The following is a 15064-nucleotide window of genomic DNA, read 5'->3' on the forward strand; positions in this document are numbered from 1 at the left end:
TAATCAACTCACTGTTCAATAAAATTAGGGCAAGGGGTGTCGGAGTTGACAAAAGCGAATTCCAACTGCATCGTCGTCCGCAAGGTAAATAAATTTTTCGGCAAGAAGCATATCCTAAAGGACATCGACCTCGAGATTCCCTACGGTCAAATCTACGGATTACTTGGCCCTTCCGGCTGCGGCAAAACGACGATAGTCAAGATCATTGCCGGGATTCTGGAGGCAACCTCCGGGGAGGCCTATGTTTTGGAGCGGGTTATGCCCCAGCTGGAGTTGATGAATAAGGTCGGCTATATGGCGCAATCCGATGCCTTATATACTGCTTTGACCGCCGCTGAAAATCTCCGCTTTTTTGGCACAATATATGGCCTTGGCAAGGCGGAAATCAAGAGGAGAACTGAGGAAGTCATGGCGTTGGTCAATCTTACAGATGATCTGAACAAGCCTGTACAGGCTTACTCCGGCGGGATGAAACGACGGCTTTCTCTGGCTATGGCGATTCTGCACAGCCCGCCGGTACTCGTGCTTGACGAACCGACAGTAGGGATCGATCCGCTCTTGAGGAAAAATATCTGGGCCGAATTAAATAAAATGGCCGAGAACGGCATTACCATCCTGGTCACCACCCATGTCATGGATGAAGCCGATAGATGCCATAACCTCGCCATGATGAGGAATGGCAGACTGATCGCCAAGGGGACTTCTCAGGAGCTGCAGGCTCAAATCGGCGTGAACAGTATTGAAGAAGCTTTTATTTATTATGGAGGTCAGCGAGATGATGAGGGTTAGTGCTCTGGCTCTGCGCATCGTAACGCAACTCAAGAATGACCGCCGGACCCTGGCGATGATGCTGGCTGCGCCGATTCTGCTGCTGTCTCTGGTGTACCTTATTCTGGGGGACAGTGTTCCGGTGGTAAAAGTGGCTGTCGTCAACGCTCCGGTCGAGTTGGAGGAGAGCCTGGAAGATCTCAATATCATGCCCCGGCGTTATGACGAGAACGGCGCCCGGAGAGCGCTGGAACAGGGAGAAGTCATCGCCAGCATTACAATTATCAGCGGCAAATCCTATATCGAGGTGGACGGCAGTAATCCGACCAAAGCCAAAGTGGCTCTGGCGGGACTGGAGCAGGCCAAGATAGGGAGCATGTCTTCCCGGCCGGACTTAGCGTCTGAGGTCAGCTATATTTACGGCTACGAAGATTTGCCGACCTTCGATAATTTCGGGTCAACTTTGATCGGGTTTATCATCTTTTTCTTTGTGTTCCTGGTCTCTGGGATTTCTTTGCTGCAGGAGAGGACCTCGGGTACCTTGGAAAAAATGCTTTCGACTCCGATCCGGCGCTGGGAGATCGTCGTCGGTTATGTTCTGGGCTTTGGCCTGTTCACCGTTTTGCAGTCCGTCCTGATCTCCTGGTTTTGCGTCTATATCCTTAACGTCATGATGGTCGGGCAGTTTGCCCTGATCCTTCTGATTACTCTGTTCACAGCCGTGATTGCCCTGACGCTGGGGATGCTGATGTCCACCCTGGCCAACAACGAGTTTCAAATGATTCAGTTTGTCCCCTTGATCGTGATTCCCCAGGTATTCTTTTCCGGATTGTTCGATTTGCCGCCGGGCATGGAGATTTTTAAATGGATCATGCCCTTACATTATATTGCGGATGCTCTGACCGAAGTAATGATCAGAGGAAAGGGAATCGTGACAATCTCTCTGGACCTGGCCGTCATTGTGGGATGCTCGGTAATCTTTATGATTTTAAATACACTTCTTTTAAAAAAGTACCGTCGAATCTGACTATTGGCGAGGAGGTAGTTCTGATGAAAAAAATCTACATCTGTTTAGGAATAATTTTAATGATCCTGACCCTTACGGGTTGTTCTTCATCTCAATTGGTTTTGGAAGGAATAACGGAGACGACGATTTATTCCCACTACAGCGAGGTTGAGGGAAAAATCACCGGGCTGCCGGTTGAACTTGGTCAGGAGATCAAGGCCGGCGATCCGATCGCCATAATCGACGACAGCAAAGAGCGGTATGCGTTGGAACAATTGCAGGAAGCCCTGGCCGGGAAACAGGCTGCTTTGGCGCTTTTGCAGCAAGGTGCAGAACCGGAAGAGCTTAAGCAGGTGCAAAACAGTGTCGAATTGGCCGGACTGGCTGACGAGAAAGCCCAGGAAACAAAAGACCGCGCCCAGGAAGCTTATCATAACGCGCAGGCTTTATGGGAAAAGGGCGCCATTGCCCAGGCGGAGCTGGATACGGCAAAATATCAGGCGGACCTGGCGGAGAACGCCCTGAAGACGGCTTCTCTTCAACTGGATAATGCCAAGCAGGCCCTGGCCTTGATTCAGCAGGGAACTCCTCAGGAAAAGATCGACGCGGCGCAGGCCGAAGTGGCTGCCACTGAAATTCAAATTCGCCAAATTCAAGAGAATCTGGCGAAGTATAAGATTACGGCGCTCTATGACGGGACTGTAATCAGCCGGAATTATTTGATGGGAGACATCATCTCGCCAGGCTTCAGCATCGCGGATGTCGCCGCAAAGGAGGAAAGGCATCTGGTTGCCTATGTGCCGCGGGAGTATCTCTCATCGCTCAGTCACGGACAGGAAGTGGATGTCAGGTACGGGAATACAAATGATAAAGGAACCGTCAGTTTCATTGACGTCAAGGCCAGCTATACGCCGAAAGAACTGCAGACCTCCGCCAATAAAAATAAAGAAAGCATGAAAATCAAAGTAAGCCTGGCAGCGGATACTCCTTTGAAAATAGGGGAAACGGCCGAAGTAATGATTGAAGGACGAGAATAAGCTACCCAATTATACCAATAGACTTCCTCAGGATGTCAGAGGAGACGTGGGCAGAGTTGAGGATCCAATAATTTATCAACGATCATCCATGTTGAAGCGGATTAGTCAAGTTTCCCATGTAACCAGGGAGGTTGTAGGTCAGGAACAGTTTCCTTTATTTCATTCAGTAAATCAAGTAAAGAGACTTTTGATAATTCATTTTCCATAGCAGTTGCAGCGGTTATAAAATGTTTCATCAGTATGTCAGTGACACTTATACCTATTGGACAATCACAAGGGATATTTTGGTGGATGCTCAATACATTGATCGGTTCTTCAATTTCTACGGTGGCATAAATGTCGAATAAGGATATTTGTTCTGGCTTTTTAATCAACTTTATGCCACTTGTGCCCGGCGAGACCTGGATGATCTTTGCTTTTTTTAATTTACTGAATATATTTCGAATAATCACCGCATTTACCCCGGTACTGTCTGAAAGCATACTGCTTGTTATCTTATATTTATCTTGGAATGCGGCGGTTAACATTAATATGTGAACAGCTATTGCAAAACGAGTACTGGCACGCATAATCATCACCTCGCTACAACTATAACACACAGACTTTATTGAAACAATTGTAACCATTGACATTACACCTTCCCTGTAGTAATGTATAAGCATAACCTGTAATAATAAATATTACAGGTTCAAATTGTTGCAAGGAGGAATCCTTTATGATTTCAATTATTTATGCCCACCCTTTAAAAGATAGCCTGAATGCCAGTATTCTAAAGGCTGTAGGGGAGAAATTCAATAATAAAGGTCTTGAATATTCGGTGCTTGACCTTTATCAAGACGGCTTTGACCCTGTTTTTAAGCCTGAAGAACAAACAGGGTATTTTACCGGAGAAGGTACACACGATCCTTTAGTTAAAAAATATCAAGAGAGTCTAGCGGCATCAAGCCAGCTAGTGTTTATTTTTCCGATATGGTGGAATGAACAGCCGGCAATTGTTAAAGGATTTATAGAAAGAGTATGCCTACCCGGTTTTGGGTTTAAATATACCGAACAAGGCGTTGCCCCCCTGTTAACAAACATCAAAGAAGTAACGGTGCTTACTACCTCGGGAGCACCGGATCATGCTTTGAAAAACTATTGTGGCAATATTATAGAAAATCAGTTTATCAATAATATCATTAGGCCGATAACAGGCTTAAATACAGCGAAATGGATGAATTTGGGGTTGGCTTCATCTTCTCCAGAGCAAATTAAAGAACACATTGCATCAGTGTCTGATCTGTTTGAAATAGAAAGATAAATAAACTGAAAAATTTGCTCAGAAATGCCCGTGCTTATTCTTTAAAAGAAGGGATAGAGGAAATGGGAACGACAATCTTCTATTTTACAGGGACTGGTAATAGTCTGATGCTTTCACGGGATCTAGCCAAAGAGATAGGAAGTGCGAAGGTTATTTCTATTGCGAAAGCAATACAAGAACCACAATTTGAGATGAAAGACGAATGCATTGGATTCGTCTTTCCACTTCATTACCAAGGTGTTCCCGTGATTGTACAGAACTTTATTGAGAAATTACCAATGGATAAAGTTAATTATATTTTTGGTATAGTTTCTAGTGGAGCGTTTATAGGAGATGCCTTAAAACAGCTTTCAACCATTCTGTCACGACGTGGGAAAGAATTATCCGCCGGGTTTCAACTTTTATTACCATACAATTTTATCATTGACCCGTTTGGGTTAAAGGCTCCGGGCGATGAAAAGCGAGAAAGGCTATTCAAGCAAGAAAAGCTTAGAGTGAAAGAGATTGCGGGAATGATAAAAGAGCGAAAACGGATAGGAATCGAGAAAAGACCATTCCTTTTATTGAGGCATGTACATCCATATTCCCGTGCGGCAAAGGAAAAACTTGCTTCTGAGTTAATTAATGGTGCAAAAAATTTCTGGGTTGATAACCATTGTATAAGTTGCGGCCGATGCAAATCTGTGTGCCCCGTGAACAATATTGATATCCTAAATGAAAAACCGAAATGGAATGAAAAATGCAAGCAATGCCTGGCATGCATTAACTGGTGTTCCCAAAATGCGATCCAGTATAAAGATAGGACTTTGAATAAAAAACGGTATACAAACCCATTTGTGACAGTGGAAGATATGGTTGATTCCGCAGGCAAATACTAACCGGCATGGGGGTAATCCAGATTCTCAAACTGGTTTCCCGGAGAGTGCGCTACAGAATAGAATCAGGACTGATGAGGGAATAGGTCAAAAGCAATTCCAATCAGCGGCTACAAAAACCGGCAGGGCGATGTTCCTGCCGGTTTTCGCTTGAACGATCTGAGTTCCTGCTCCAGCTTGCGCTCATAACGGTCGTTGACGGTCGCTTGCGGAATACCTGAAACATTTAGGTGACCGCCGCAAAAAAAACGCGATCCTGATCATGCACAGGATAATCATTTATCGGACAAATGATCAGGGGAATACCGTTGAAAAAAGAGTAGAAAGTGAGATATACTAAAAATATATGGAAAAAGATTCCGTCAAAGGAAAAAGCGGGGGTGGTTCAGCATGGAAGATAACCCTCTTAATGAAGAGCTGGAAAGAGAAAAAGAAAAGCTCAACAAATTTGCGGAGGAAGCGCAGAGGAAGGGGATCCCCCTTACCCAGGACGAGGATTTTATGGCGCAGAATCACAAGGTTGATATATTGGTTGCCGAAATCCAAAAAAGAAAGACAGTCCGCCAGAAAAAATAACCCCGAAGCAGAACCCCGTTCCTGCCCGGGGATTGCTTGAAGGACACCTCAAATCGCCATATTTACGGAAGATTCCGCCTTGCTTAAAGGAGACGCGCTCATGAAATTGCTGCACCTGGCCGACCTGCATATCGGCAAACGCCTCAACGAATTCAGCCTGCTTGAGGATCAAAAACATATCCTGAAGGAAATTCTGGACCTGACCGAGGACATCAGACCCGCGGGCATTCTGATCGCCGGGGATGTCTACGACAAGAGCGTACCGGCGGGGGAAGCGGTGGAAATTCTGGACGATTTCCTGACCGAGCTTGTCGCCCTGCGGGCGCCGGTCTTTCTGGTCAGCGGCAACCACGATTCACCCGAACGCCTGAATTTCGGCAGCCGTATCCTGGCCCCAAACGGTGTCCATATCGCCGGGACCTTCGAAGGCGCGCTGAAGCAGGTCACCCTGCGGGACGAATACGGCCCGGCCCATATTTATCTCTTGCCGTTTATTAAGCCGGCCATGGCCCGGCCGCATTTTCCGGACCGGAATATCGAGTCTTATGAGGATGCCGTCCGGGCGGTGATTGAGGCCGCTCCGATTGACAGCGGGGAACGGAACCTCCTGGTCGCCCACCAGTTCGTCACCAGCGGCACCACAGAGCCGGAACGCTCTGACTCGGAAACAATCGCCGTGGGCGGGCTGGACAATATCGACGCTTCCGTGTTTGCCCCTTTTGATTATGTCGCCCTCGGCCACCTCCACGCTCCCCAGTCCATCGGCAGGGAAACCGTGCGCTATGCCGGCTCCCCGCTCAAATATTCCTTTTCCGAAGTGCGCGGGCAGAAATCGGCAACCCTGGTCGAGCTTGCCCAAAAAGGGACAAGCCGGATTGAGACCGTAAACCTGACGCCCCGGCGCGATCTGCGGGAGATCAAGGGACCACTGGCCGAACTGCTGCGGGCGGGCGCCGCCGGAAGTCCGGCCGACACGCTCTCCGGCGGCCTTTGTCAGGATTATATCCGGGCTGTCCTCACCGACGAGGATGAGGTTCTGGACGCCATCGGCCGGCTCCGCCAGGTCTATCCCCATATCATGCGCCTAGACTTTGAAAACAGCCGCACCAAACAGGGAACAGAAGCGGCGGCAGCGGCGGCCGGTGATGCCGCCCAAAAAAGCCCCCTGGATCTTTTTGCCGAGTTTTATCTCCGGCAGAATAACCGGGAAATGACGGAAGAACAGGGCCGGATCATGCGGGAGGTCCTGGAACAGGCGGGAGGTGGCGGACAGTGAAGCCGTTAAATGTTGTGATGAGCGCGTTCGGGCCTTATGCCGGCAGGGTGGAAATCCCCCTGCGGCAGATCGGCGGGGAGGGCCTGTTTCTGATCACCGGGGATACCGGAGCCGGGAAAACCACCATCTTTGACGCCATCGCCTTTGCCCTGTTTGACGGGGCCAGCGGCTCGGTGCGGACCGTGGATACCCTGCGCAGCGATTTTGCCGCCGTGGAGACCAAAACCTATGTGGAGCTGGAATTCTCCCATCAGGGGAAAACCTACACCGTGATCCGCAATCCCAAGTACGAACGCCCGAAGAAAAGCGGGACCGGCTTTACCCAGGAAAATGCGGACGCGACCTTATTATTGCCGGGCGGCGCAGTGGTGAGCGGCAGCAATAAGGTCACGGAAAAAATCGTGGAATTGCTGGGGATCGAGTTCAGGCAATTTAAGCAAATCGCCATGATCGCCCAGGGGGAATTTCTGAAGCTTCTGCTGGCCGACAGCAATGAACGGGCCGGGATTTTCCGCAGGGTATTTAACACCGATCTTTATCTGAGTGTGCAGGATACACTGAAACGCCGGGAAAAAGAGTTGAAAGCCCGCTGCGAGCAAAGCGTTTTCAGTATCCTCCAATATATGGACGGCATTCAATGCCCCCCGGACCATCCCCATTGCCCCCAGATGGCCGAGCTTTTGGCCCGGCGCAGTATTCACGCCGCCGAACAAATCCTGGCCTTATTGGAGGACTTGATCGCCGGCGATCAGGGACTGCAGGAACAGGCCAAACGGCACGGCGCCGAGCTGGCGGCAGCCCTGCTGGCCCAGGCTGCCGAACGGAAGGAAGCCGAGTATGTCAATCAATCCTTTGCCGCCCTGGCAGCCGCCCAAAGAACCCTCGATACCTTGCGGCTGCGGGAGGAGGAGGTCAGGCAAAAGGAAGAGACCGCCCTGGCGGCCGAGAAGGCCCTGTACGGCGTGAAGCCGCTGGCGGAAAGTTATGAGCGGGAAAAGGCGGCCCGGGACGAACTGCGCGCCCGGACAGAGGAATTAAGTGAGGCCGTCGCCGGCCAGACCCCGCAGGTGGAAAAGCTCCTGGCCGCCTGGAACGCTGAACAGGAAAAAGAGCCGGCGCGCCTGAAGCTGGCCGAGGAGATTCCCCGCCTCCGGGAAGCCTTGCCCAAATATGACAGGGTGGAGGCCCTCAGGCAGGAAAAGAGCGGACAGGAAAAAGCCCGCAAAGACCTGGAGGAATCTCTGAGCGGCTGGCACAGGCAAAAGCAGGAGCTTGCCGCCGGCCAGGATCAGCTGACCCGGGAGGCGGAAACCCTCAGTGAGGCCGATACCGCCCTTTTGGCCTGCGGCAATGCCCTGACCCAAATCACCGCGCGGGGCAAGGCCATCCAGAGTCTCCTGACGGGCCTGTCCGCGGTCAGGACCCTGCAGGCCGCTGATGAGGACCTGCGGAAGGCTTTTCTGGCGGCGGAAAAGAGCTATAGCGCCGCCAATGAGGACTATATCCGGCAGGAACAGGCTTTCTTCCGGGAGCAGGCCGGAATCCTGGCCCAAAGCCTGACAGACGGAGATCCCTGTCCTGTCTGCGGGTCGATCAGCCATCCCCGTAAGGCCCAGCCGCCGGCTGAGGCCCCCAGTGAAGCCGAACTGCAAAACCTGAAAGCCCGGCTGGCGGAAAAACAGCGGGCCCTGCAAACGGCCGGCGAGAAAGCGGGCAGCAAAAAGACAGAGATCGAGACCACCCTGGCCAATCTCTGGGAAACGGCCGGAAGCTTGTTCGCCGCCCGGATCCCGGACAGCCTCTCCCCGGGCGGCCCGGACAGCCTGTCCCGCCTGGAGGGCCTGGCCGGGGAGGAGCTGGGGCAGGCCAGAGAAGAATACCAAAAGCAAGCCGGGCACAAGCCGGAGCTGGAAGCCCAAAGCGCCCGCCGAAAGGCCTGTCTGGAAGAGCTGGCGCAAACCGGAGAGCGGCTGAGGCAGGCCGAAGAGGCCCTCACCGGGCTGACAGAGCGCAAAAGCGGCCTGGATATTGACCTGGCCAAAACGGGAAGGGATCTGGAGAACCTCCAGGAGGGGCTGCTTTACCCTTCCCTGGAAACGGCCAGGCAGGTTCTCGGAGAAACAGCCCGGGAAGCCGAAGAATTAAAGCTTGCTTTGCAGGAGGCGGAAAACAGCTACCGTGCGGGCAGGCAGGCCCTGGACAGCCAGATCACCCTGCTGGCGGACCTGGAGCAGAGAAAAGAAGGAGTGGTCCGGGCCGCGGAGCAAGCCCTGGAGAAATTTACGGCTAAGTATCAGGCTGCCGGCTTCAGGGACGAGGAGGCTTATCGCTTTGCCCTGATGTCCGAGCAGGCTTTGACGGACCTGAAGAATGAGACCGCCGCCTACCGGGAAGCGTCCAAAGCCGCGGAAACGGACCGGAGGAGGCTGGAGCAGGAAACCCGGGATAAACAGCCCAAAGACAGCGCCGGGATCGCGGCGGAGCAAAACCGGCTGCAGCAGGAGAAAGACCGGGCCGATCAGGAGCTGCAAAAAATCGCGGCCAGGCTCCAGAACAACGCGGCCATTGCCCAAAGCCTGACCAGAGCGGAGGCCGGGCGCCACCTTCTGGAAAAAGAATATCTGGTGATCATGAGTCTGGCCAAAACGGCCAACGGGGAGCTGGCCGGCAAACAAAAGCTGGCCTTTGAACAATATGTCCAGGCTTCTTACTTTAACCGGATTATCGCGGAGGCCAACAAAAGACTGGCCGGCATGACCCAGGGGCGCTATGAACTCCTGCGCAGGGAGAACGGCGCGGACAAGCGGTCCCAGTCCGGCCTGGACCTGGATGTCCTGGACAACTACACCGGCAAAACCCGCACCGTCAAATCCCTGTCGGGAGGGGAGTCCTTCAAGGCCTCGCTGGCCCTGGCCCTGGGCCTTTCCGACGTCATCCAAAGCTATGCCGGCGGGGTGGCAATCGATACCCTGTTTATTGACGAGGGCTTCGGGGCCCTGGACGCCGAGTCGCTGGAACAGGCCATCGCGATCCTGCAGGGCCTGACAGCCGGGAACCGGCTGGTCGGGATGATTTCCCACGTCAGTGAGCTGAAAGAGCGGATCGATAAACAGATAGTGGTCCGCAAAGCTATGGCCGGCAGTACGATCCGGTTGATGAGCTGAGAGCAGGGCAGATCTCCGGCCGGACGCTGGCCGGACCCTGAACAGCTCACTTGAATTTCCGGTCATACAGCAGCGCCGCGTTCAGCACGACCAGTACGGAACCGGCATTGTGGACCAGGGCGCCGGTGATGGGGGTCAGAACGCCCGCCGCGGAAAGCAGGATGGCCAGAGCATTGATGGCCATGGACAGGGAGATATTGAACTTGATGGTGTGAAGGGTGGAGTTGGACAGCTTTTTCAGATAGGGTATCTTGGCGATGTCATCCCCGACCAGGGCGATGTCCGCGGCTTCCACCGCGATGTCGCTCCCCATGCCGCCCATGGCCACGCCGACATCGGCCATTTTAAGCGCGGGCGCGTCGTTGACCCCGTCGCCGATCATGCAAACCTTGTGCCCCTGCTTCTGGAGCTGGGCGATGCTGCCGACCTTGGCTTCGGGAAGCAGCTCCGCCTGAACGCAGCGGATACCGGCTTTCCCGGCAAAATACTCCGCGGTCTGGGCGTGGTCGCCTGTGAGCAGGACAACCCGGGTGTGCATAGCGTGCAGTTCCCGGATCATGTCCGGGGCGGTATCCCGCAGGGTGTCGGAAAGGGTAATCATCCCCAGCAAGGACCCTCCCGCGGCGGTCAGGATGATGGCCTTTCCCTGGGCGCGAAATTGACCCAAGGTGACGAGGACCCCTTCCTCAATGGGAAGATTATTTTCTTGCAGGAAGGTTAAGGTTCCGCAGAGCACAGTCTGTCCATTGACGGTGGCGGTAATTCCTTTTCCCGGCAGCATTTGAAAATCGCTCGCCGGTGTTGTCGGGATTTGCAGCTTTTTGGCGTGAGCGAGGATCGCTTTGGCCAGCGGGTGTTCGGAGTAAGCTTCCGCAGACGCGGTCAGAGCCAAAAGCCCCGCTTGATCTATTTCTTCAGCCAGGGGGTAAACATCCGCGACCACAAGATTTCCGGCGGTCAAAGTTCCGGTTTTGTCGAAAGCGAGGCAATCGACCTTCCCCATATTTTCCAAGGCTTCACCGGACTTAATGATCACCCCGTGCTTGGCGGCCTGCCCGATAGCGGCCATAATGGAGGTGGGGGTGGCCAGGGCCAGGGCGCAGGGGCAGAACACAACCAGGACCGTGACCGCGCGCACCAGCTCCCGGGAGGCCAGGAAGGTCATGACGGCGATGGCCAGAGCAACCGGCACAAGCCAGGCCGCCCATTTATCCGCGATGCGCTGCATGGGCGCTTTTTTCTTTTCGGCCTCCTGAACCAGGCGAATCAATTTTTGCAGGGAGGAATCCTCGCCAACCCTGGTCGCCACAAGATCAATCGCCCCAAAGCGATTGATTGTGCCGCAGAATACGCTGTCGCCCGCTCCTTTATCCACCGGGAGAGATTCCCCGGTCAAGATGGATTGATCCACGGAAGTGTGACCGGCGGTGATCTCCCCGTCCACCGGAATGGCCTCTCCGGGCAGAACGCGAAGAAGATCGCCCTGCCGAATCCGGTCGGCCCTGACCATTTCCTCCCGGCCGCCGGCGATGATCCTTCTTCCCTGGACAGGGGTAAGGCTGATCAGCTGCCGGATTCCTTTTTTGGCCCGCTCAACCGTTTTGTCCTCTAAGATGGCGCCGACGGCCATAATAAAGGCCACTTCTCCGGCGGCGAACAATTCCCCGATGGCAATGGAGGCAACCATGGCAATAGAAATCAAGAGAGCGGAAGAAATCCATCTTTGAACCACAAGGCGGGTCACGGCAAGGGATAACAGGGGAAACCCGCAGATCACCACCACAGCCCAGGCCGGATCGAGCGGGAATGTTATGCCCGTGCCAAGAGAGACCAGGCTTGCGGCCAGAAAAACGGCGGCAGTGATGGTCATGGGTATCCCGCTGAAAAGAGTATTTATTTTTTTGATCATGATCTCGCTTCCTTTGACGGCTATTTCAAAAATTTTTCAATGGCATTGTTGAGATCGTCAAGAACCTTCTTATCGTTGTTTTCCACAGCTTCAACCACACAGTGATCAATATGATCCTGCAGGATGACACGGCCAATGTTATTGACCGCAGAGCGGATGGCGGAAAGCTGGATCAGGATTTCACTGCAATCCCTGCCTTCCTCCACCATCTTTTTGACAGATTGCAGGTGTCCTGTGACGCGGGAAATGCGGTTGAGAACCTTTTTGGTCTGACGATGGCTGTGATGATGGGCATGGGCGCTGACGTCCATTGCGTGACCTCCTTTCTGTTTAAGCCTGTAAAACAAATTAACCATATCCCCCCGGGGGGGATATGGTTAATTTTATCATTGCTGAGGTCAACCGGTCAATCATCCCCGGCGGAGAGTGCTTGACCCGGGGCCTGACGAAGGAGCGGCTGTGAACTGTTTTGCACGGAGCTGTCCGTCAAAGGGCCCGTTTGGCTCTCTCCGTCAGGACATACCAGTAAATGGGGCGGTGGGAAGACGCCCGCCTGCCGCTGCATCCGGAGCAGCCCTTCTCAGGGGTTTGGCAGGTGCCGCCGCTCAGCTGAAGCCCTTCCTTGGCCAGATACCCCATCCGGGAAAGCTGATGCAGGGACATCTCCACCATAGCGGGAGAGAGCTGGAGCCGCTGCCCCAGCTGCTCCAATGTCAGCACTTCCCCCTTATGGATGGCGGTCAGGATATCCTGGAGCATGGTGATCCCTCCTTTAGAAAAACAGCTTGGAAATGTGATAAACAACGCCGGAGAGGAGTAAAGCCGCCAGCACATAGTACAGGGCAATTCTCGCCGTCCATTTCGCGCTGTGCGTTTCAGTTACCGTGGTCGCGATAGCCATAAAGCAGGGGATATTGAAATAAAAGGCAAACATGAACGCTAAAGCCTGAGGGGCGGTTGCCCCGAGCAGGATCGCGGCGCCAAAATCTCCGCCTTCGCCGCCGCCGAAAGAGAGCCCGAAGAGGTTCCCGGCTGCTCCGGCGCTGCCAAAGAGGGAGCCGATCACGCCGATCGCCGCTTCCTTGCCCATCGCGGAGGCCACAAAGGACATGAAAAGCTGCCAGTTCAGTCCGAAAATCATGGTAAATGGTTCAATCGCCGTTCCGATGCGGTAAATGATGCTGTTGGCAATAATGCCGTCCGGCGAATAGGACAGGAGCCAAAAGATGATTTGAATGGCGATCACCACTTTAAGGGCCTTCAGTAAAACATCTCTGCCCCGCATCAGGGTAAAGTGGGATAAGGAACGCCAGCTGGGCTTATGATAGGGAGGAAGCTCCATAATCAGCCCGTTTTGCTCCTTCTGTATATTCAGCGAACGGCCGAACAGCTTCGAGGTGACAAACAGGTGGAGGATGGAGGTCAGGAACAGGGCGGTAATGATCAGGTTGGCATGTCTGGGGAAAAACAGACTGCTCATTAATCCCAGAACCCCCCAGGTCGCGGCGCAGGGGACCACCCAGCTGGAAGCAATGGTTAAGGTCCGCTGCTTCCAGGAATCAATGACACGGGCGCCGGTGATACCGCCCATCGTGCAGCCGAAGCTGATCAGCATGGGCATGACCGACTTTCCCTGCATGCCCAGACGCTGCATCACATTGTCAAAGGCATAAGAAATGCGGGCCATGTATCCGACTTCCTCCAGCAGCCCGAAGACAAGAGCGTTACACATGATATAGAGGGCCATCATAATGGCGAAAATAAAGCCGTTGAGCACTGTTTCACAAAAGAACGTCGTAAATCCGGCCGGTATCCCGATCACCCCGAAGACATTTTCCACAAACCCCAGGATGGGGTCGATGCAATACCCGCTGAAAAGCCCCATCAGGACATAGCCGGCTTCTCTTGCGGCAATCAAGCCGCCCAGAATCACAGCCAAGGCGAGGATCTTACCGGCAATCGGGCTGGTGGCTAAATGTTCAAACCAGTTCAGCTTTAAATGATCCGATGGGGTGTAAGCCGATTCCACCACAAGACGGTTGATCCAGCGGAATTTACAATCGGCGGTGGTGAGCAGGCCATCCTGGACGCCGGCCAAGATCTGTTCAATAGAATGCCAGGCGGCGCTGTCCACAGCCTCCCTGACCATCTCCTTGATCCGGGCGTCATTCTCCAGCAGCTTTGCGGCAATCCAGCGGGGGGTCTGGACACCGAACCGGACACCGTCAAGCAGCCCTTCCAAGACTGAAAACGTATCGCCGAAGATCGCCTGATATTCTTTAAATAACGGCTCTGCCCGTAAGAAGCAGTGCTGAAACTCCGCGTTTTTCAGGAGAGCATAAAGGGGCTCCAGTCCCTGTTTTTTGGAAGCGACCACCGGAAAGACCGGAACGCCCAGCAGGGCGGAAAGCTTTGCCGAGTCAATACTTTTCCCTTGTTCCCTGGCCACATCCATCATGTTCAGGAGAACCGCCACCGGGCGGTCTATCCCGGCGTAATCGGCCAGGAGAAACAGGCTGCGCTCCAGCTGGGAAGCGTCGATCATGGCGACGACAATATCCAAATCGTCGCTGGCAATGTACTCCCGCGTAATGACCTCCTCATCCGAGTTTGCGGAAAGGCTGTACGTTCCGGGGAGATCGACCAGCTTGTATTTCTGTCCGTCTTGCAGCAGGGTGCCCTCTTTTTTCTCCACTGTTTTTCCGGGCCAGTTGCCCACATGCTGGCGGGAGCCGGTCAGGGCGTTGAACAACGTGGATTTACCGGTATTGGGCTGGCCGAGAAGCCCGATAGAGAGGGGGCGGTTGGCCGTTGCGACTGCTGTTGACATCAGCCATCCCCCTTTACCAGAAGCCTGTTCGCTTCATTTTTATTAATCGCTAAGACGGTGTCCCGTGAGTACACCAGGATGGGGGCAAACGGCTTGTTGCGAAGCACCTTGATGGTGCATCCGGGCGTAATGCCGACCGAAGTAATCCGGCTGATAAACCGGGTATCGCCGTCAATGCGCTGAACCTGACAAGAGGCGCCTTCCTCAATGGTATGTAATGGCTGCATGATATCTCCTCCTAAGTTTGATTAAACTAACTTTTTTCCGTTAAAATAAAGGCAAGGTTTTGTTTTGCCTGGATTAAAGTGTTTTTTCCGCCAGTT

Annotated in this window: 14 protein-coding genes; 8 read left to right on the top strand and 6 right to left on the bottom strand. The window is 53.5% G+C overall.

All coding sequences use genetic code 11. From position 1 onward, the window contains the following. The first annotated feature begins 36 nt into the window (after positions 1–36). From SGLY_RS06280 to SGLY_RS06290, 3 genes are read left to right on the top strand one after another with little or no spacing between them, the layout of a single operon-like run. Entirely contained in the window at positions 37–789 is a 753-nt protein-coding gene (locus SGLY_RS06280) for an ABC transporter ATP-binding protein (RefSeq protein ID WP_013624435.1), read from the top strand. Further along, entirely contained in the window at positions 779–1795 is a 1017-nt protein-coding gene (locus SGLY_RS06285; RefSeq protein ID WP_041445114.1) for an ABC transporter permease, read from the top strand. The genes SGLY_RS06280 and SGLY_RS06285 overlap by 11 nt, the downstream gene beginning before the upstream one ends. 23 nt (positions 1796–1818) lie before the next feature. After that, a complete protein-coding gene (locus SGLY_RS06290) occupies positions 1819–2811 on the top strand; it encodes an HlyD family secretion protein (protein WP_013624437.1) in 993 nt (330 codons plus the stop codon). A gap of 101 nt (positions 2812–2912) precedes the next feature. On the opposite strand, the gene SGLY_RS06295 is transcribed toward SGLY_RS06290, so the two are convergent. Further along, entirely contained in the window at positions 2913–3380 is a 468-nt protein-coding gene (locus tag SGLY_RS06295) for an Rrf2 family transcriptional regulator (protein ID WP_013624438.1), read from the bottom strand. Between the two features lie 146 nt (positions 3381–3526). On the opposite strand from SGLY_RS06295, the gene SGLY_RS06300 reads away from it, so the two are divergent. From SGLY_RS06300 to SGLY_RS06320, 5 genes are all read left to right on the top strand, one after another. Next, positions 3527–4111, top strand: a complete 585-nt coding sequence (locus tag SGLY_RS06300) for an NAD(P)H-dependent oxidoreductase (RefSeq protein WP_013624439.1) — start codon at positions 3527–3529, stop codon at positions 4109–4111. 62 nt (positions 4112–4173) lie between these two features. Then, positions 4174–4989, top strand: a complete 816-nt coding sequence (locus SGLY_RS06305) for an EFR1 family ferrodoxin (RefSeq protein ID WP_013624440.1) — start codon at positions 4174–4176, stop codon at positions 4987–4989. Positions 4990–5376: 387 nt separating this feature from the next. Then, positions 5377–5562 carry a hypothetical protein gene (locus SGLY_RS06310; protein ID WP_013624441.1) on the top strand — a complete coding sequence of 62 codons (186 nt, stop codon included), beginning with the start codon at positions 5377–5379 and terminating at the stop codon, positions 5560–5562. A gap of 100 nt (positions 5563–5662) precedes the next feature. Then, on the top strand, positions 5663–6838 hold the full coding sequence (locus SGLY_RS06315) for an exonuclease SbcCD subunit D (protein WP_013624442.1): 1176 nt from the start codon (positions 5663–5665) through the stop codon (positions 6836–6838). After that, entirely contained in the window at positions 6835–10002 is a 3168-nt protein-coding gene (locus tag SGLY_RS06320) for an AAA family ATPase (RefSeq protein WP_013624443.1), read from the top strand. The genes SGLY_RS06315 and SGLY_RS06320 overlap by 4 nt, the downstream gene beginning before the upstream one ends. Before the next feature lie 46 nt (positions 10003–10048). Here SGLY_RS06320 and SGLY_RS06325 read toward each other — a convergent pair whose 3' ends face one another. The 5 genes from SGLY_RS06325 to SGLY_RS06345 all read right to left on the bottom strand — a co-directional run bounded on the left by SGLY_RS06325 (position 10049) and on the right by SGLY_RS06345 (position 14968). Then, positions 10049–11911: a heavy metal translocating P-type ATPase gene (locus tag SGLY_RS06325; protein WP_013624444.1), complete on the bottom strand. Its 1863-nt coding sequence runs from the start codon at positions 11909–11911 to the stop codon at positions 10049–10051. A gap of 20 nt (positions 11912–11931) precedes the next feature. Then, positions 11932–12222, bottom strand: coding sequence for a metal-sensing transcriptional repressor (locus SGLY_RS06330; protein ID WP_013624445.1), 291 nt, complete (start codon positions 12220–12222; stop codon positions 11932–11934). Between the two features lie 175 nt (positions 12223–12397). Continuing rightward, positions 12398–12670, bottom strand: coding sequence for a helix-turn-helix domain-containing protein (locus tag SGLY_RS06335; RefSeq protein WP_013624446.1), 273 nt, complete (start codon positions 12668–12670; stop codon positions 12398–12400). A 13-nt stretch (positions 12671–12683) separates the two neighbouring features. Continuing rightward, on the bottom strand, positions 12684–14741 hold the full coding sequence (feoB, locus tag SGLY_RS06340) for a ferrous iron transport protein B (protein WP_013624447.1): 2058 nt from the start codon (positions 14739–14741) through the stop codon (positions 12684–12686). After that, positions 14741–14968 (bottom strand): FeoA family protein, encoded by a 228-nt coding sequence (locus SGLY_RS06345; protein ID WP_013624448.1) that lies wholly within the window; start codon positions 14966–14968, stop codon positions 14741–14743. Before SGLY_RS06345 ends, feoB begins: the two co-directional genes overlap by 1 nt. Positions 14969–15064: the final 96 nt, after the last annotated feature.

The sequence above is a fragment of the Syntrophobotulus glycolicus DSM 8271 genome, from assembly GCF_000190635.1.
GTDB classification, from domain to species: domain Bacteria; phylum Bacillota; class Desulfitobacteriia; order Desulfitobacteriales; family Syntrophobotulaceae; genus Syntrophobotulus; species Syntrophobotulus glycolicus.

What these genes read in the sequence shown, in the direction of transcription:
- SGLY_RS06285 (WP_041445114.1), top strand. Translation starts at nt 779, where the DNA reads ATGAGGGTTAGTGCTCTGGCTCTGCGCATCGTAACGCAACTCAAGAAT.
- SGLY_RS06345 (WP_013624448.1), bottom strand. Translation starts at nt 14,968, where the DNA reads ATGCAGCCATTACATACCATTGAGGAAGGCGCCTCTTGTCAGGTTCAG.
- SGLY_RS06335 (WP_013624446.1), bottom strand. Translation starts at nt 12,670, where the DNA reads ATGCTCCAGGATATCCTGACCGCCATCCATAAGGGGGAAGTGCTGACA.
- SGLY_RS06295 (WP_013624438.1), bottom strand. Translation starts at nt 3,380, where the DNA reads ATGCGTGCCAGTACTCGTTTTGCAATAGCTGTTCACATATTAATGTTA.
- SGLY_RS06310 (WP_013624441.1), top strand. Translation starts at nt 5,377, where the DNA reads ATGGAAGATAACCCTCTTAATGAAGAGCTGGAAAGAGAAAAAGAAAAG.
- feoB (WP_013624447.1), bottom strand. Translation starts at nt 14,741, where the DNA reads ATGTCAACAGCAGTCGCAACGGCCAACCGCCCCCTCTCTATCGGGCTT.
- SGLY_RS06325 (WP_013624444.1), bottom strand. Translation starts at nt 11,911, where the DNA reads ATGATCAAAAAAATAAATACTCTTTTCAGCGGGATACCCATGACCATC.
- SGLY_RS06330 (WP_013624445.1), bottom strand. Translation starts at nt 12,222, where the DNA reads ATGGACGTCAGCGCCCATGCCCATCATCACAGCCATCGTCAGACCAAA.
- SGLY_RS06290 (WP_013624437.1), top strand. Translation starts at nt 1,819, where the DNA reads ATGAAAAAAATCTACATCTGTTTAGGAATAATTTTAATGATCCTGACC.
- SGLY_RS06315 (WP_013624442.1), top strand. Translation starts at nt 5,663, where the DNA reads ATGAAATTGCTGCACCTGGCCGACCTGCATATCGGCAAACGCCTCAAC.
- SGLY_RS06305 (WP_013624440.1), top strand. Translation starts at nt 4,174, where the DNA reads ATGGGAACGACAATCTTCTATTTTACAGGGACTGGTAATAGTCTGATG.
- SGLY_RS06300 (WP_013624439.1), top strand. Translation starts at nt 3,527, where the DNA reads ATGATTTCAATTATTTATGCCCACCCTTTAAAAGATAGCCTGAATGCC.